Genomic DNA, 16,536 nt, shown 5'->3' on the forward strand with positions numbered 1-16,536 from the left:
GCCTGATACTCCTCAGCCGGTCTTGGCCTGATTGAAGTCCGAGATGCCGCCATGGGCGGCCGACCACTTGGCCGGCTCGTTGAGGAAGCTCTCGACCTCGTCCAGCACCTTCGGCTCGAAATGCCCGCTGGCCTTGGCGACCTTGAGCACGTCCCACCAGGTGGTGAGGTAGTGCAGGCCGACGCCGATCTCCTTCATCATCTCGCGCCCCTGCGGGAAGATGTCGTAGTAGAACAGCACGAAGCAGTGATCGACCTTGGCGCCGGCATCGCGCAGGGCCTTGCAGAAGTTGACCTTGCTGCCGCCATCGGTGGCGAGGTCCTCGACCAGCAGCGTGCGCGCGCCCTCGACCACCTCGCCTTCGATCTGCGCGTTGCGGCCGAAGCCCTTGGGCTTCTTGCGGACATACTGCATCGGCAGCGACAGCCGGTCCGAGATCCAGGCGGCGAAGGGAATGCCGGCCGTCTCGCCGCCGGCGACGATATCGATCGATTCATAGCCGATATCGCGCACGATGGTGGTCGCCGCGAAATCGATCAGCGAGGAGCGCAGCCGCGGGAAGGAGATGATCTTGCGGCAATCGATATAGACCGGGCTCGCCCAGCCCGAGGTGAAGATGAAGGGCTTGTCGCTGTAGAAGTGGACCGCCTTGATCTCCAGCAGCATCTTGGCCGCTTCGAGCGCGATGGTCTCCCGGTCGACCGGCATGTAGAGATTGGGCATGGTCTGGTTCTCCAGGGCCAGCGCGCGCCATCCTTCGCCGTTTGCAGGCGTTGGCGCGGCTCTGATCAAATTCGCAAACGGCCCCTTCTCGACAGGTTGCCGGTGAAGGTCAATCCCCGCTGCGCGCTGTCCCCGAGATGATTGCACAGGGGTGCTCGTACAGCCCGGGCAGGGCGGTTATGGAAGAGCCGGCTCGCCTTCGGATTCGCAAGGCGGGCGGGAAGCACAGGGGCAGGGCATGAGCGTCACGGAACTCTTCGGCAGCACTGAAGCCAAGGCAGCCGGCACCTTCGAGACGCTGACGATCCGCCGTCCGGACGACTGGCACGTGCATCTGCGCGACGGCGCCATGCTGAAGGCGGTGCTGCCCTTCACCGCCGCCCAGTTCAAGCGCGGCATCATCATGCCGAACCTGGTGCCGCCGATGACAAGCATCGATGCGGCCTCCGCTTATCGCGACCGCATCCTGGCGGCCCGGCCGGAGGGCAGCGACTTCGTTCCTCTGATGACCTGCTACCTGACAGATACGACTCAACCCGACGAGATCGAGCGCGGCTTCCGCGACGGCGTCTGGGCCGCCGCCAAGCTCTACCCGGCCGGCGCCACCACCAACGCCCATCACGGCGTCACCAGCATTCCGAAGCTCGCGCCGGTGCTGGAACGGATGGAGAAGATCGGCATGCCGGTCCTCGTCCATGGCGAGGCGACCGACCCTGCTGTCGACATCTTCGACCGCGAGGCGGTGTTCATGGAAACCGAGATGCTGCCGCTCCTGAAGCGGCATCAGGGCCTGAAGGTGGTGGTCGAGCACGTCACCACGGCCGAGACGGTAGACTTGGTGCGCGCCCATGCCGGCCGCGCCGCAGGCACGATCACGCCGCATCACCTGATCATCAACCGGACCTCGATCTTCCAGGGCGGCCTCAGGCCGCATCTCTACTGCCTGCCGGTCGCCAAGCGCGAGCGCCATCGCCTCGCCCTGCGCAAGGCCGCGACCTCCGGCGATGGCAATTTCTTCATCGGCACCGACACGGCACCACATCTGCGCGGCGCCAAGCAGGCCGAATGCTGCTCGGCTGGCGTCTTTGGCGGCGCAACCGCCCTGCAGACTTACGTCCAGGTCTTCGACGAGGAGGGCGCACTTCCCCATTTCGAGGCCTTCGCCTCCGAGAACGGCGCGCGCTTCTACGGTCTGCCGCTGAACCAGGGCACGGTCACGCTGGAAAAGCGGCCCTGCCGGGTCTCGCCCGCCATCGCGGTCGGCGAGGAGGACGTCGTGGTCTTCCGCGGCGGCGAGGAACTGCCATGGTCGCTGGGAGAGGTGAGGGGCTGACGCCCCTCAATCGGTAAACACCACTGTCTTCTTGCCGTTGAGCACGATCCGGTCTTCGAGATGGTGCGAGACGGCCCTGGCCAGTACGCGCCGCTCGATGTCTCGGCCCTTGCGCACGAGGTCGTCCGGCGTGTCGCGATGGCTGATGCGCTCGACGTCCTGCTCGATGATCGGCCCTTCGTCGAGGTCCGGGGTGACGTAGTGCGCTGTCGCGCCGATCAGCTTCACCCCGCGCTCATGCGCCTGGTGATAGGGTTTGGCGCCCTTGAAGCCGGGCAGGAACGAGTGGTGGATGTTGATGCAGCGCCCGGCGAGCTTGGCCGAGAGCCCGTCCGAGAGGACCTGCATGTAGCGGGCGAGCACGACGAGGTCGGTCTTGCTCTCCTGGACGATCCGCCAGATCTCGGCTTCCTGCTCCATCTTGGTCTGGCGCGTCAACGGCAGATGGTGGAAGGGCAGATCGCCGATATCGGTCGAGGCGATGGCGGCGCGCTCATGGTTCGAGACGATTGCCGCGATCTCCATCGGCAGTTCGCCGATGCGCCAGCGATAGATCAGGTCGACCAGGCAATGGTCGAACTTCGAGACCAGCAGCAGCACGCGCTTCTTCTTGGCCCGCTCGCTGAGGCTGATGGTCATGGCAAAGCGCTGGGCAAGCGCCTCGATCCCGGCGGCGATGGCCTCCTGCGGCTGCGCGCCGTCGAGGCGGGCGAAGACGACGCGCATGAAGAAGCGGCCGGTTTCGATGTCGTCATATTGCTGGGCGTCGAGGATGTTGCAGCCGGCCTCGAACAGCAGGGTCGAGACGGCGGCGACGATGCCCGGACGGTCAGGGCAGGAGAGGGTGAGCACGCTGGTGCGGTCGAGCATGGCATGACGCCGCCGGCGAGGGCGGCCCTTCGATCAGGAATGAGTTTTGGGGCGGAGAGGGAGGCGCGCGACGCGCTGCCGTCAACCTCGGCCGGTCAGGCGCGCGCAGCCGCCCGCGACCGCAAGGGCGGCGGGGAGTGATCCGTGAAGGCTGCGCGCGATCATGGTCCGTGAAGGGCCTGCATCGGGAGAACTTGTCAAGCCGAGCGGGCTCAGTGCCCCGAAGCTGCCGGTTCGATCAGTTTCGCGAGGTTGAGCAACTGCCGGTCCCGCCCGGCGACGGCGCTCAGCATCAGCCCGCCGGAGAGCCCGTCGCCGAGCGGCATCGGCAACGAGATCGAGCACAGGTCGAACAGGTTGCCGAAGGCGGGATTGCGCAGGATCAGGCGGTTGGCCGTGTGGAAGGCCTCGTCATCGGCCTCCATCGCGGCGATCATCGGCGCCTCGATCGGCACGGTTGGCGCGAGGAAACCGTCGAGGCCGTCGAGCAGGGCGGCGAGCCTTGCGATCAGCGCCCGGCGCCTCTCCATCGCGATGATGTAGTCTGCTGCCTTGCAGGGCACGCCGATGGCGATGCGGGCCGCGACGCGCCGGTCATAGGCGTCGCCCTTGCTGGCCATCAGGTCGCGATGCACCGCGGAAGCCTCGACCGTGACGAGCGGCACCGGGCCGATCGCGAACATCTCCTTGTAGAGCCCGTCGAAGTCGACCGGCTCGACCGCGATGCCGAGCCGCGTCACGCGCTCGATCGCCGCCTCATAGGCCCTGGCGACGGAGGGGTCGGCCTCGGCCAGGAAACCGCCACGCGCCACGCCGAGCCGGACCCGCCCGGCGGAGATACCATCTTCGAGCGCGAAGGGCCGGTCGGCCAGCACCGACAGCAAACGGGCGCAGCCAGCGACATCCTTCGCCAGCGGGCCGATCGAATCGAGGCTCGGTGCCAGCGGAAAGCAGCCTTCGGCCGGAACCGTATTGTGCGTCGGCTTCATCCCGGTGATGCCGTTGAAGGCGGCGGGGATGCGGCAGGAGCCGCCGGTATCGGTGCCGACGGTCAGCTCCGACGTGCCTTCCGCCACCGAGACCGCCGCGCCGGAGGAGGAACCGCCGGGGATGCGCGCCTTGTCGAGCGCGCTGCCCGGCGTGCCGAAGGTGGCGTTGAGGCCGATGCCGGAGAAGGCGAACTCGGTCATGTTGGTCTTGCCGATGATCACCGCGCCGGCCCGGCGCAGCCGCGCCACCGAAGGCGCGTCTTGAACTGCCGGTGCCGCGCCCTTGAGCGCGCTGGAACCGGCCCAGGTCGTCACACCCTTCACATCGAGCAGGTCCTTGACCGAGACGATGGTGCCGTCGAGCGGGCTGAGCTCGAGGCCGGCCTTGCGCCGGCTATCGGCCGCGTCGGCCTCGGCGCGCGCCGTGTCGAGCAGGAGCCTGGTGAACACCGGGGTGCCGTCGCCGATGCGGGCGAGGTTGGCTTCGAGCTTGTCGCGGACGCTACGGGACATCGGACGGACCTGGCTGGTGGACGGGCACGCGGCGAAAGCTGCGCCCGTCTGGTTAGCGCATTCCGGAGCCGAAGAAACCCCGCGCCCGGCTCATGCCGCAACGTCGTGGGCGATGGGCAGGTCCGGCTTGCGCTGGAGCAGATCGTTCGCGGCGAAGATCTCCGCCAGCCAGTCGACGAAGACCCGTACCTTGTTCGAGAGATGCCGGTTCGGCGGGTAGATGATGTGCAGCGGCTTCGGCGCGGTGCACCAGTCGGTCAGGACCGGCACGAGCCGCCCGGAGGCGATGTGCGCCTGCGCCATGAAGGTCGGTACCTGCATGATGCCCATCCCGGCGAGCCCGGCGGCGAGATAGCCGGTGCCCTCGTTCAGCGAGATCACATAGTTGCCGTGGATCTCGATGGTCTCGCTGGTGCCGGCGAAGGTGAAGGGCAGGATGCGGCTGGTGCCGGCCCGGCGATAGCCGACCGCGAAGTGGCCATTCTCCAGGTCGCGTGGATGCCGGGGCGTGCCGTGCTTCGCCAGATAGTCCGGCGTCGCGCAGGTGATCAGCATCATCTGGCCGATGCGGCGGGCGATCAGGCTCTGATCGTCGATCGCGCCGGCGCGCACGGCAAGGTCGAGATTCTCGCCGACCAGGTCGGCAGGCCGGTCGGACAGGCCCATATCGACCTGGATCTCGGGGTAGCGCGCCAGGAATTGCGGCAGCGCCGGCATGATGATGTCGGTCGCGAGCGGCACGCTGACATCGATGCGCAGGCGCCCGCTCGGACGCGCCTGCGACGAGGTCATGCTCTGGTCGAGCTCGTCGATCTCGCCGAGGACGCGTAGCGCCCGCTCGTAATAGGCGGCGCCGTCCATGGTCACGGTGACGCGCCGCGTCGTGCGGTTGAGCAATTGCGCCCGCAAATGCCCCTCGAGCTGCTGGATCAGCTTGGTCACGGTCGGCTTGGGCAGGTCGAGCAGCTGCGCCGCGCGGGTGAAGGTGCCGACTTCGACGACGCGCACGAAGGCGCGCATGGCAGTGAGCTGGTCCATCGCAATCCTCGGGTGATCCGGCGATTGTTTCTGTATGGAAATAATGTAGGAGCGGATCGGTGGTTTATTAAGGGAAGAGCATCACCTAAATCATGACGCACCGCAACATTCGTCAGTCGCCACTGTCATGCTCGCTCCCTCCATCCCCGAAAGCCGCTATCGCCGCGCCGTCTTCTGGCGCGAGCAGAGCGTGCAGGCCGGGCGCGAGAAGCTCGCCGGCCGGCTCTATGCGCCGGCGGCAGTGCCGGACGAGGCAGGCCTCGTTGTCCATCTGCATGGCGGCACCTTCGACAGCGGCACTCTTGCTTCTGGCGAAGCTGTCGCGACCACCCTGGCCGAGGCCGGCGCGATCGTGATCTCGCTGCCCTATCCGCTGGCGCCGGCCAATCCGTTTCCGCAGGCGCTCGAAGCGAGCTATGCGGCGCTCGAGAAGATCGCCCGTGACAAGGCGCGCTGGGTCGGCAAGCACGCACCGCTCTATGTGGCGGGCGAGGAGGCCGGCGGCAACCTTGCCGCGGCGCTTGCCATGATGGCGCGCGACCGGCATGGGCCAGCGCTCGCCGGCCAGATCCTGTTTTCGCCGATGCTCGATTCCTGCCTCGGCACCTATTCCTTCCGCAACGCCGAGGCAGGGCCGGTCGGCTGCCGCTGGGCCGATGGCTGGCACGCCTATCTCGGCTCGCCGGAGAAGGCGGCGCACCCTTACGCCACGCCGGTCAATGCCGCACGGCTCTCCGGCCTCGCCCCGGCCCTGATCGTCACGGCCGAGGATGACCTGCTGCGCGACGAGAGCATCAACTATGCCGGCCGGCTGAAGGCGGCCGGCGTCGACACCACCATCCGCGTCGTCGGCGCGCCGAGCCGCTGGCCGGACGCCTTCGCCGAAGGCCCGTGCGACGGCTCCTGCCTCTGCGCGGCCTGTCATCACATCAGCGAGTTCTTCACCGCGACAGCGCCGTCCTAGCGGCTCGCGTCGCCTCCAGTTTCGACTTTTCACTTCTGACAAGGAATGAACCCATGATTCAGGGAACGATCCGTCACGTCCTGTTGGGCGTCACTCTCGCAGCCAGCGTCTCGCTCGCGGCCCTCGCCGTCGCCCTCAACGGCTCCGGCAAGGCGCAGGGCGACACCGCCGCTGCTGCACCGCCGGCCACTCCGGTGTCCGTCGCACTGGTCGAGCAGCGCGCGCTGGTCGCCTGGGCCGAGTTCTCCGGCCGGCTCGAGGCGATCGAGCGCGTCGAGATCCGCTCGCGGGTCTCCGGCGTGGTCGAGCAGGTGCACTTCTCGCAAGGCGCGCTGGTCAAGCAGGGCGATCTGCTCGTCAGCATCGACCAGGCGCCCTATCAGGCCGAGTTCGAGCGGGCCCAGGCGCAATTGCTCGCCGCCGAGGCGCGCGTTGCGCTCGCCGCTGGCGAGCATGAGCGCGGCCAGAAGCTGATGTCGACGCAGAACGTCTCCCAGCGTGACCTCGACACCAGGCTGAACGCGCTGCGCGAAGCGCAGGCGAACGAGCGCGCCGCCCGCGCCGCTCTGCAGTCGGCCAGGCTGAACCTCGACTACACCCAGATCCGCGCCCCGATCGGCGGCCGCATCGGCCGGCTCGAGGTCACGGTCGGCAACCTGGTCGCCGCCGGCGCCAACGCGCCGCTGCTGACGACCTTGGTCTCGGTCGATCCGGTCTATGCCGGCTTCAACGCCGATGAGGGCTCGCTGCTCAAGGCGCTGGCAACGCTGCCGGTCGAGCCTGGCAAGCCGCGCGATCTGAAGCGCATCCCGGTGCAGATGACCACCGCGGCGAACGAGGCGGCGCCGGTCTCCGGCCATCTCAACTTCGTCGACAACGGCATCGACGCCGCGACTGGCACGGTCCGCGTTCGTGCGATCTTCGACAACCAGGACGGCGCGCTGATGCCCGGCCAGTTCGTGCGCCTGCGCATGGGCCAGGCGAAGTCCGAGCCGGCGCTCGTTATCAATGAGCGCGCCGTCGGCACCGACCAGAACAAGAAGTTCGTCTTCGTCGTCGGCAAGGACCACAAGGCCCAGTGGCGCGAGGTCACGCTCGGCACCGCTGCCGAGGGCCTGCGCATCGTCACCAGTGGGCTCGAGGCCGGCGAGCAGATCGTCGTCAACGGCCTGCAGCGCATCCGTCCCGGCGCCACCGTCGCGCCCGAGCAGGTGCCGATGGCCGAGCGCTCCGAGCTGAAGAAGCCCACGACCGAGCTCGCGCAGCGCTGAGCGCGCGAGCCTTTCCCAGTTCTATCGCTCCGCCGGCCGCTTCGGGACCGGCGGGGCCGCCGCCTTGAAGGGGCACCCCCATGAACCTCTCGAAGTTCTTCATCGACCGGCCGATCTTTGCCGGCGTCCTCTCCGTCCTGATCTTCCTCGCCGGCCTGCTGGCGCTGCGGGCCCTGCCGATCTCGGAATATCCCGAGGTCGTGCCGCCGACCGTGGTGGTGCGCGCGCAATATCCCGGCGCCAACCCGCGCGTCATCGCCGAGACCGTCGCGACGCCGATCGAGGAACAGATCAACGGCGTCGAGGGCATGCTCTACATGTCGAGCCAGGCGACGACCGACGGCGTCATGACGCTGAACGTCACCTTCAAGCTCGGCACCGACCCGGACAAGGCCCAGCAGCTGGTCCAGAACCGGGTCAGCCAGGCGGAACCGCGCCTGCCCGAGGAGGTGCGCCGTCTCGGCGTCACCACCATCAAGAGCTCGCCGGACCTGACGATGGTGGTGCACATCACCTCGCCGAACGGTCGCTACGACATGACCTATCTGCGCAACTATGCCGTCCTCAACGTCAAGGACCGGCTGGCGCGCATCGACGGCGTCGGCCAGGTCCAGCTCTTCGGCTCGGGCGACTATTCGATGCGCGTCTGGCTCGACCCGCAGAAGGTCGCCGAGCACGCCCTCTCGCCCTCCGACATCGTCCGCGAGATCCGCGCCCAGAACGTCCAGGCCGCGGCCGGCGTGATCGGCGCCTCGCCGAGCGGCCCGGGGCTCGACTTGCAGCTCTCCGTGAATGCGCAAGGGCGCCTCGCCAGCGAAGAGGAGTTCGGCGAGATCATCGTCAAGACCGCCCCGAGCGGCGCGGTCGTCCGCCTGAAGGACGTCTCCCGCATCGAGCTCGGCGCCGCCGACTACGCGCTGCGCTCGCTGCTCAACGGCAAGTCGGCCGTTGCCGTGCCGATCTTCCAGGCGCCGAACTCCAACGCCATCGCCATCGCAGACCGGGTCCAGGAGACCATGCGCGAGATCAAGCAGAACATGCCTGAGGGCGTAGACTACTCGATCGTCTACGACACCACCCAGTTCGTCCGCGCCTCGATCAAGGCGGTGATCACCACGCTGCTCGAGGCGATCGCGCTCGTCGTGCTCGTCGTCATCGTCTTCCTGCAGACCTGGCGCGCCTCGATCATCCCACTCGTCGCCGTGCCGATCTCGGTCGTCGGCACCTTCGCTGTGATGTACCTGCTCGGCTTCTCGATCAACGCGCTCTCGCTGTTCGGCCTCGTGCTGGCGATCGGCATCGTCGTCGACGACGCCATCGTCGTGGTCGAGAACGTCGAGCGCAACATCGAGAACGGCCTGTCGCCGCGCGAAGCCACCTACAAGGCGATGCGCGAGGTCTCCGGCCCGATCATCGCGATCGCGCTCGTCCTCGTCGCGGTCTTCGTGCCGCTCGCCTTCATCTCGGGCCTGACCGGCCAGTTCTATCGCCAGTTCGCGCTGACCATCGCGATCTCGACGGTGATCTCGGCGATCAACTCGCTGACCCTGTCGCCGGCGCTCGCAGCGCTGCTGCTGCGTGGCCATGACGCGCCCAAGGATGCGCTGACCCGCGGCATGGACTTCCTGTTCGGCTGGTTCTTCCGCGGCTTCAACCGCTTCTTCAACCGCTCCTCGGAGGCCTATGGCGGCGGCGTCACCCGCATCCTCGGCCGCAAGACGGTGATGCTCGTGGTCTATGCCGGCCTTGTCAGCCTGACCGTCGTGCTCTTCCAGAAGGTGCCGTCAGGCTTCGTGCCGGGCCAGGACAAGCAGTACCTCGTCGGCTTCGCGCAGCTGCCGGACGCGGCGACGCTCGACCGCACCGAGGACGTCATCCGCAAGATGGACGCGATCGCCCTGAAGCACCCCGGCGTCGAGAACGCGATCTCGTTCCCGGGCCTGTCGATCAACGGCTTCACCAACTCGTCCAATGCCGGCATCGTCTTCGTCGGCCTGAAGCCGTTCGACCAGCGCAAGACGCCGGAGCTCTCGGGCAACGCCATCGCCATGCAGCTCAACAAGGAGTTCGCCGGCGTCAAGGAGGCGTTCATCGCGATGTTCCCGCCGCCGCCTGTCCAGGGCCTCGGCACCATCGGCGGCTTCAAGCTGCAGATCGAGGACCGCGCCGGTCTCGGCTACAAGGCGCTCGACGAGGCGACGAAGGCCTTCATGGCCAAGGCCGCCGTGGCGCCTGAGCTCGCCGGCATGTTCTCGAGCTTCCAGGTCAACGTGCCGCAGCTCTATGCCGACATCGACCGCACCAAGGCGCGCCAGCTCGGCGTTCCCGTCACCGATGTCTTCGAGACGCTGCAGATCTATCTCGGCTCGTCCTATGTGAACGACTTCAACAAGTTCGGCCGCACCTACACCGTGCGCGTCCAGGCCGATGCGCCCTACCGCGCCTATCAGGAGGACATCGGCAAGCTCAAGGTCCGCTCGAACTCGGGCGAGATGGTGCCGCTCTCGGCCGTGCTCAACGTGCGCACCGATTCCGGCCCCGAACGGGCGATGCGCTATAACGGCTTCCTCAGCGCCGACATCAATGCCGGCCCGGCCCCGGGCTTCTCCTCGGGCCAGGCGCAGGACGCCGTCGAGCGCATCGCGGCCGAGACCCTACCCAAGGGCTTCGCCTTCGAATGGACCGAGCTGACCTATCAGGAGATCCTCGCCGGCAACTCCGCCATGCTCGTCTTCCCGGTCGCGATCCTGCTCGTCTTCCTGGTGCTGGCGGCGCAATACGAGAGCCTGACCCTGCCGGTCGCGATCCTCTTGATCATCCCGATGGGCCTGATGGCGGCGATGGCCGGCGTCTGGTGGAGCGGCGGCGACAACAACGTCTTCACCCAGATCGGCCTCGTCGTCCTGGTCGGACTATCGGCCAAGAACGCCATCCTGATCGTCGAATTCGCGCGCGAGCTCGAATTCGAAGGCAGAACGCCGGTCGAGGCCGCGATCGAGGCCAGCCGCCTGCGCCTGCGGCCGATCCTGATGACCTCGCTCGCCTTCGTCATGGGCGTGGTCCCGCTCGTGCTCTCGACCGGGGCGGGCGCCGAGATGCGCCAGGCGATGGGCATCGCGGTCTTCGCCGGCATGATCGGCGTCACCGCCTTCGGCATCTTCCTGACGCCGGTCTTCTACGTGCTGATGCGCAAGCTCTCGGGCAACAAGCCGCTGCGCCAGCATGGGGTGGAGGGGAAGGGGGAACTTGCCGAGGCGGCTTAGTGGGGCGAGCCGGCGGGGGCGGGTGGCCCAAACGGCATTTGCGTTGGTTCGCGGCCCCGTCACGCTGAATAACATGGCGGGGCTGTTAGATGTGGATAAGGTATATCCAGAAAGACTGTGAACGTGCGATCAAGCTTACCACGAATCGTCAAAATCTGGAAGCTTTCGTATCTGGCGCAATCGTCTGCCTGTTTACGTATCCACATGATGGAATGAGGGATAATAGCGATGAAGACGTTGATAGCTTGAAATCGCTTTTAACGAATTATCTTTGCTAGACCCAGGTAGAAATCCTAAATTATCTAGTACGATGTTCGGTTCTCTGGAAAGATTTTCGTCAATCTTGAGCTTTTCTCGAAGAGACAAATCCGGCGCGCTGATGTATGTAACGTCGCTCCAATTTGCTGGTAAGAACGGCCACGATTGCAATCTGTGCAAATTGGCGTTTGCACCTGAGCGCGGAACCACGAGGCAGGTTACCGTAACCATGCGCTGACCATCCTTATATGTGGTCAACAAGACTGGCTTGAACGAAATTCCTCCACTCTCGCCTTCAACCTTTGAAAAGGACAGTCCGACACATCTGCATAGAACGGAAGGAAACTCGTCCTCTCCTATCCCTTCCAGGTCTGCCGGAACAAAAGTGTCCAATTGCTCGCTCAGTTTCGACAAACGATACTCCTTCGGAGAGGGAAATCCGTTGTCTTTCCAGAACGTAGACCCTTTGGGTCCGTCCAAAGATCCAAGGCTGGAATTGAGAGTTATGCGAATAACGTCTCCGGGTTGGAGCCTCTTCGCGACCTCGATCAACTCTTGAAGTTGAGTGAGCCGGCTGTTTGGATCCGTATAGTCGAGCCAAACAATAACATTGGTTGTGTCCGGAAATTTGTCGGAGATGGAATCGATTATGCTTGGCAAATTACTTGCGGGCATTTCATCGCAAATGGCACTGTCAATGGGGCGATTGAATTTTTGCCTCTCGACAACGGTGCCATTTTTGTCGAATGAAAATAATTTAGTAACACCGACCTGTCGATAAACAGCATTGTGGTCGACTAGATGGCGCCCACCCATCGAAAGGTATACGTATTTATCGGCGCCGATTGAGGGAACCAATCGGCTTAAGAGGTCTGTAAATGCCTGGCGGTCGATAAATTTATTCGGCCGCAACTGGTAAGGGATATCCTCGCCACTCATTTCTTGGTCGCCTCTGCGAGCACGCGATCAAAGCACTCTCCTCCAACGATTGAAGGGTGCTGAGACGAATCGTCGAATAGGTACTTCGAAATTTGGCGAATCGACTGGTCGTCTCTTACAAATGAAACGCGGCGCCGAGGATTTTTGTTAGCCGGTAGTGGTAGTTTCGGAATATATTTCTTCGCGCCATCCACTCCGCGGACAGAAATTCCATATGCTTTGGCAAGAGAGATCGTTGTTTTGACATCGGCACGTTTTGCAGGCTCAAAATATGCTGCTGTCTCGTCCTCCATCCCTTTCCATTTATTGGTAAAATCTGTGAACGTTTTGAGCCCTTCCATCGTGGCTTTCCGAGCTAAAAGATAAATCTCAGACCCGACGTCGAGCCCCCGCTTAGTTGTTGAAATCGGAAGCTTTTCAGCATTGTTGCTGGAAAAAATAATGAGTCCGGCGATAGCTCTGAACTGAGGATGGTATCTCGGAACCGTTCCATCGCCCCAGCCGCTCTTGAGCGTCCGGTCCGATAAAAGAATCACTCGATCATTGCAGACAACGGAAATTCCGGCCGTCTCCTTCTCCTTTGGGCTGTCCGTTTCGTCGTCGATCTCTGCTTCCTTCGCAAGTCCTCTAAAGAGCCCAATCGTGACCTTTATACTGACCTCATCGTGTATTGCTTCGAAATCAAAGGCTCTAATGTCGCTATCATCAGAGTGAGCCGCGTTGAAGAGAATGAGTGTTTTTGGCTTAAGCGGCTCCTTGTTTACTGTTATCGAGAAGCCACGTTGCATTAGATAGCCAAAATGCTCAGAAATTTCGTTTTTCAACGCATTTATGAATGCCTCGTTTTCAAATTGCCTGCCAATATCCGGCTTTACGTTATCAACATCTATGGTAACACCTAAATTGTCGTCTTTCCCGTTTGATCTGCTTATCGGTAAATCCCATTTGTCGTTTTCTGGATCGAGCCATTCGGAGGTATATTTAACCTCAAAGAACCCGTCTGAGGAATTGGATTGTACAGAAGCTGAGTTTCCGATCTTAAAGATCGCTCTCTTCATGCCAATTCCGTACATGCCAATCGTTGGCAGGTCTCCGTCTTTCTTGATATTTGGTCGCCCAAGACTAAAAGCATCGTCAATATAGTCTTTTGGAATGCCGCCACAATTGTCACTAACGTGAAAGTGATTCTGCGACAATACCAAATTAGCTTGAAAGCCCTTGAACGGCATTGGCTCATCGAGTTTCCCTTTTCGTTGACGCATTGCGCCATCAACGCAATTATCAACGAGATCGAGGATTGCATCGTTCAGTTCGATGTCGCGTGTGAGCATCGAAACGAAGAAGCGCTTCGTTGGCCCTCCATAGATGGTTGGAGGAGCATTTCCGTCTGGCGCGATTGCTCTTCCTGATGGCATTATCCGACACCCAACCAAAGGACCGTACGACAGGGCGCAAGACTACCGTTCGACGACTCTTGACAAATCAGGTATGCACCCCTGACGGCATCATCAGGGGCGGGAACCTTTCGTGCAAGTGCAACCTCGGATTGTCGATCTTTTTTGCGGTTGCGGTGGATTTTCGCTTGGTGCTCATGCGGCGGGCCTTGCTCCTAAGGTCGCATTTGATATTGATCCCATCCTCACATCGTCATTCGGCAGGAATTATCCACAGACCAAGTTGGTGCTGACCGACCTGTCGGTGCCGGATGGAAGGGATATCGAGCGTGAGGTGGGGGGACAGGTCGACGGGGTCTTCGGTGGGCCACCCTGCCAAGCGTTCAGCGATATTGGCCACCGCAAAGTCGACGATCCGAGACGATCGCTGCTTGGGCACTTTTTCAGGCTCGTGGGAGAGTTGCGGCCGGCGTTTTTCGTGATGGAGAACGTCAAGGGGCTAGGGTATGCGGATGCGCGGCCGGTGCTCGACGAAGCGTTGGGGCTGTTGCCTGGAATTTATCAGATTCTAGGACCAATCATTCTAGATGCTGCCGAATTCGGGGCTGCAACGCGACGGCCGCGTTTGTTTGTGATCGGATACGACCCCACTCGCTTCGATCGCCTCACGGCAGACAACATCGACGCCATAAAGCAAAAGCCGGCGACCGTCCAAGCTGCCATCGACGACCTGTCTTCGGCAACAATGGTCGGAGAGAGAGACGGCTTTGACATCTGGAAGATCACGAGGACGGGCAGGCCCAGCCAATATGCAGCGGGGCTAAGGAGTGCCGATGGGACTTTCACAGGGCACCGCCGCACCGTCCACACACCCAAGGTCGTTGCGAGATTCAAAGAAGTCGCGCCAGGGGGCGTCGACATTATAGGCAGGCATCCCCGACTCGATTGGAATGCTCAATGCCCGACGTTGCGGGCAGGTACTGGCAACGATCGCGGGTCTTTTCAATCGGTCCGGCCGATTCATCCAGACGAGCCGAGGGTTCTAACAGTTAGAGAGGGTGCGCGTCTTCAGGGCTTTCCAGACAGCTTCCGGTTCCATCCGACCGTCTGGCATAGCTATCGAATGATAGGGAACAGTGTTTCTCCCATCATGTCTAAAGCCATATTTTCGTTGATAGCAAAGCGCATTGAGATCGGAGCAAAGCTACCGGTCGCAGCGGAGTGAGGGATTGTGGTCGATCGGCTGACGCCGGAACGGCGGTCTTGGCTGATGTCTCGCGTCGGGGGCAAAAATACGACCCCCGAAGTTCGTGTCAGGAAAGCAGCTTACGCCTTAGGGCTTCGCTTCAGACTCCATCGCAAGGACCTGCCTGGCAAACCGGACCTCGTTTTCCCGAAACGGCGCATAGCGCTGTTCGTTCATGGCTGCTTTTGGCATAGGCATCCGGGCTGCCGGAAGGCGTCTAACCCTGGCACACGCCCCGACTATTGGGGCGAGAAGTTCAGCGCCAACACTGCGCGCGACGGCCGGGTCGCCGCGGAATTGGAAGCGTCGGGATGGCAGGTCGTCGTCATCTGGGAATGCGAGACAAAGGACCCGGAGTCCCTTTCACGTATCTTGCGGGATCAAGTGCTGGAGTGTTTCGCTTCCCTATAGGGCGACGAGCCGTTCAAAGCCCAGACTCGTAGCCCACCCCCTTCACCCAAGGCCTTCACCCCTGCCCAGCAAACGCGCTCCGCCCGCTCTCCCTGCGCTTCTTGATCACCGCCCACGCGATGGCGCGCAGGCGCCCGGCCCATCGATGAAGCGCAGTGCCCAGTCCCAGGAGGAGATGAAGGCCAGCGGCGTGTCGTTGAAGAGCCGCCGGCACTGAGCCCTGCATCGCCCGGTCTGCGACAGCAACGCGTCGCGCCTTCGTGCATGGCGGGGCTCTCGTCGTCCGCGCTACAACGGCGCATCGCCTCGGCCATGGCCCTGTAACGCCGGGCGCTCACGCGGAGGGAGAGGGGACCAGCCGGTCTCGAGCGGGATGATGCGGATGCTTGGGCGCGAATTCGACACCGACGACGCCGAGGGGCTGCGAGGCTACGCAGCCTCTTCGGCGATAGCGATGATGCCTGAGCGCGGCGAGAGGGCAGTTCCTTGACCGGCATCGCATCCAGACAGGCCCGCCCAAGGGCCATCGCGGCAGGCGCCCTGGTCGCCGGCGCGCTTAGCTGCGCCGCGCCCTCGGCCGCTTCGGCGCGCGAGATGCGCCTTCGCTACGACGTCACGGTGCTGGGCGGGGTCTCGCTGGGCGAGATCGAGGTGACGACGATGCTGGATCGCGCCGGCTATCGCATCGAGATCCGCACGCGCCCCTATCGGGCGGCGCAGCTTGTCGGGGCTGCGGAGCAGTCCGGCCGGGTGGAAGGCCGCTGGGGCCGCAGTGGCCCCGAGCCGCGGCTCTATGCTGCGAACGGCTCATGGCGCGGTCGCGCCTATGTCAGCGAGCTGCATTATCAGCGCGGATTGCCGACCGTCCGGCGGCAGGAACCGTCGAACGAGGACCGCGAGCCAGTCCCGCCCGAACTGATCCGGGGCACGGTCGACTCGCTCTCCGGCGTCGCGGGGATGCTCAAGAAGGTGGCGGAGACTGAAGGCTGCGACGGCAGCACGGCGATCTATGACGGCCGCCGCCGCTCGCTTGCCGTCATGACCTCGTCGACGAAGCTGCAGGTGAGCGACCAGGGCCCCTTGAATGGCCGCGGGCTGCGCTGCGGCTTCACCGTCCGGACGATCGCCGGCTTCAGGCATGACGATGATCGCGAGGCCGCGATGCGGCCTTTGAAGGGCTCGGTCCTGATCGCGCTGCGCGAGGGCGGCGAGTTTCCGCTGCCCTTGCGCTTCGAGGTCGAAACCCGCTGGTTCGGCACGGTTGCGGTCCAGCTCGCCGCGCCTCCTGTCGAAGTCGATTGAGAGCTTGCGGTCGGTCGATTCG

The 16,536-nt window shown here is 63.7% G+C and carries 13 protein-coding genes; 7 read left to right on the forward strand and 6 right to left on the reverse strand.

Annotated features, from left to right (window positions below; translation table 11 throughout):
- Positions 1 to 12: 12 nt before the first annotated feature.
- Entirely contained in the window at positions 13 to 723 is a 711-nt protein-coding gene (locus ACSQ3M_RS26650; protein WP_436153103.1) for an orotate phosphoribosyltransferase, read from the reverse strand.
- Between the two features lie 238 nt (positions 724 to 961).
- On the opposite strand from ACSQ3M_RS26650, the gene pyrC reads away from it, so the two are divergent.
- Entirely contained in the window at positions 962 to 2,056 is a 1,095-nt protein-coding gene (gene pyrC, locus ACSQ3M_RS26655; protein ID WP_436153104.1) for a dihydroorotase, read from the forward strand.
- Between the two features lie 6 nt (positions 2,057 to 2,062).
- On the opposite strand, the gene purU is transcribed toward pyrC, so the two are convergent.
- From purU to ACSQ3M_RS26670, 3 genes are all read right to left on the reverse strand, one after another.
- Positions 2,063 to 2,926, reverse strand: coding sequence for a formyltetrahydrofolate deformylase (purU, locus tag ACSQ3M_RS26660; protein WP_436153105.1), 864 nt, complete (start codon positions 2,924 to 2,926; stop codon positions 2,063 to 2,065).
- A 212-nt stretch (positions 2,927 to 3,138) separates the two neighbouring features.
- Positions 3,139 to 4,428, reverse strand: a complete 1,290-nt coding sequence (locus ACSQ3M_RS26665; protein ID WP_436153106.1) for an amidase — start codon at positions 4,426 to 4,428, stop codon at positions 3,139 to 3,141.
- A 90-nt stretch (positions 4,429 to 4,518) separates the two neighbouring features.
- Positions 4,519 to 5,466, reverse strand: coding sequence for a LysR substrate-binding domain-containing protein (locus ACSQ3M_RS26670; RefSeq protein WP_436153107.1), 948 nt, complete (start codon positions 5,464 to 5,466; stop codon positions 4,519 to 4,521).
- Between the two features lie 127 nt (positions 5,467 to 5,593).
- On the opposite strand from ACSQ3M_RS26670, the gene ACSQ3M_RS26675 reads away from it, so the two are divergent.
- The 3 genes from ACSQ3M_RS26675 (at position 5,594) to ACSQ3M_RS26685 (ending at position 10,964) form a co-directional block, all read left to right on the forward strand.
- Complete coding sequence (locus ACSQ3M_RS26675) at positions 5,594 to 6,430, forward strand: alpha/beta hydrolase fold domain-containing protein (protein WP_436153108.1); 837 nt, start codon at positions 5,594 to 5,596, stop codon at positions 6,428 to 6,430.
- A 53-nt stretch (positions 6,431 to 6,483) separates the two neighbouring features.
- On the forward strand, positions 6,484 to 7,701 hold the full coding sequence (locus ACSQ3M_RS26680) for an efflux RND transporter periplasmic adaptor subunit (RefSeq protein ID WP_436153109.1): 1,218 nt from the start codon (positions 6,484 to 6,486) through the stop codon (positions 7,699 to 7,701).
- Between the two features lie 80 nt (positions 7,702 to 7,781).
- Entirely contained in the window at positions 7,782 to 10,964 is a 3,183-nt protein-coding gene (locus ACSQ3M_RS26685) for an efflux RND transporter permease subunit (protein ID WP_436153110.1), read from the forward strand.
- 192 nt (positions 10,965 to 11,156) lie between these two features.
- Here ACSQ3M_RS26685 and ACSQ3M_RS26690 read toward each other — a convergent pair whose 3' ends face one another.
- Together ACSQ3M_RS26690 and ACSQ3M_RS26695 are read right to left on the reverse strand one after the other, a co-directional pair.
- Entirely contained in the window at positions 11,157 to 12,161 is a 1,005-nt protein-coding gene (locus ACSQ3M_RS26690) for an O-methyltransferase (protein ID WP_436153111.1), read from the reverse strand.
- On the reverse strand, positions 12,158 to 13,492 hold the full coding sequence (locus ACSQ3M_RS26695) for an ATP-binding protein (RefSeq protein ID WP_436153112.1): 1,335 nt from the start codon (positions 13,490 to 13,492) through the stop codon (positions 12,158 to 12,160). The genes ACSQ3M_RS26690 and ACSQ3M_RS26695 overlap by 4 nt, the downstream gene beginning before the upstream one ends.
- A 196-nt stretch (positions 13,493 to 13,688) precedes the next feature.
- Here ACSQ3M_RS26695 and ACSQ3M_RS26700 point away from each other — a divergent pair, with 196 nt between their 5' ends.
- From ACSQ3M_RS26700 to ACSQ3M_RS26710, 3 genes are all read left to right on the forward strand, one after another.
- Entirely contained in the window at positions 13,689 to 14,780 is a 1,092-nt protein-coding gene (locus ACSQ3M_RS26700) for a DNA cytosine methyltransferase (protein WP_436153113.1), read from the forward strand.
- A gap of 6 nt (positions 14,781 to 14,786) precedes the next feature.
- Positions 14,787 to 15,212: a very short patch repair endonuclease gene (locus ACSQ3M_RS26705; RefSeq protein ID WP_436153114.1), complete on the forward strand. Its 426-nt coding sequence runs from the start codon at positions 14,787 to 14,789 to the stop codon at positions 15,210 to 15,212.
- A 594-nt stretch (positions 15,213 to 15,806) separates the two neighbouring features.
- Positions 15,807 to 16,514, forward strand: a complete 708-nt coding sequence (locus tag ACSQ3M_RS26710; protein WP_436153115.1) for a DUF3108 domain-containing protein — start codon at positions 15,807 to 15,809, stop codon at positions 16,512 to 16,514.
- The last annotated feature ends 22 nt before the right edge of the window (positions 16,515 to 16,536 follow it).

The organism is Allobosea sp. LjRoot90, from assembly GCF_964254315.1.
Classification (GTDB): Bacteria; Pseudomonadota; Alphaproteobacteria; order Rhizobiales; family Beijerinckiaceae; genus Allobosea.

Coding starts and splice junctions, on each gene's coding strand:
- ACSQ3M_RS26665 (WP_436153106.1), bottom strand. CDS start 4,428: ATGTCCCGTAGCGTCCGCGACAAGCTCGAAGCCAACCTCGCCCGCATC.
- ACSQ3M_RS26690 (WP_436153111.1), bottom strand. CDS start 12,161: ATGAGTGGCGAGGATATCCCTTACCAGTTGCGGCCGAATAAATTTATC.
- ACSQ3M_RS26710 (WP_436153115.1), top strand. CDS start 15,807: ATGCGCCTTCGCTACGACGTCACGGTGCTGGGCGGGGTCTCGCTGGGC.
- ACSQ3M_RS26670 (WP_436153107.1), bottom strand. CDS start 5,466: ATGGACCAGCTCACTGCCATGCGCGCCTTCGTGCGCGTCGTCGAAGTC.
- pyrC (WP_436153104.1), top strand. CDS start 962: ATGAGCGTCACGGAACTCTTCGGCAGCACTGAAGCCAAGGCAGCCGGC.
- ACSQ3M_RS26675 (WP_436153108.1), top strand. CDS start 5,594: ATGCTCGCTCCCTCCATCCCCGAAAGCCGCTATCGCCGCGCCGTCTTC.
- purU (WP_436153105.1), bottom strand. CDS start 2,926: ATGCTCGACCGCACCAGCGTGCTCACCCTCTCCTGCCCTGACCGTCCG.
- ACSQ3M_RS26695 (WP_436153112.1), bottom strand. CDS start 13,492: ATGCTCACACGCGACATCGAACTGAACGATGCAATCCTCGATCTCGTT.
- ACSQ3M_RS26650 (WP_436153103.1), bottom strand. CDS start 723: ATGCCCAATCTCTACATGCCGGTCGACCGGGAGACCATCGCGCTCGAA.
- ACSQ3M_RS26685 (WP_436153110.1), top strand. CDS start 7,782: ATGAACCTCTCGAAGTTCTTCATCGACCGGCCGATCTTTGCCGGCGTC.
- ACSQ3M_RS26680 (WP_436153109.1), top strand. CDS start 6,484: ATGATTCAGGGAACGATCCGTCACGTCCTGTTGGGCGTCACTCTCGCA.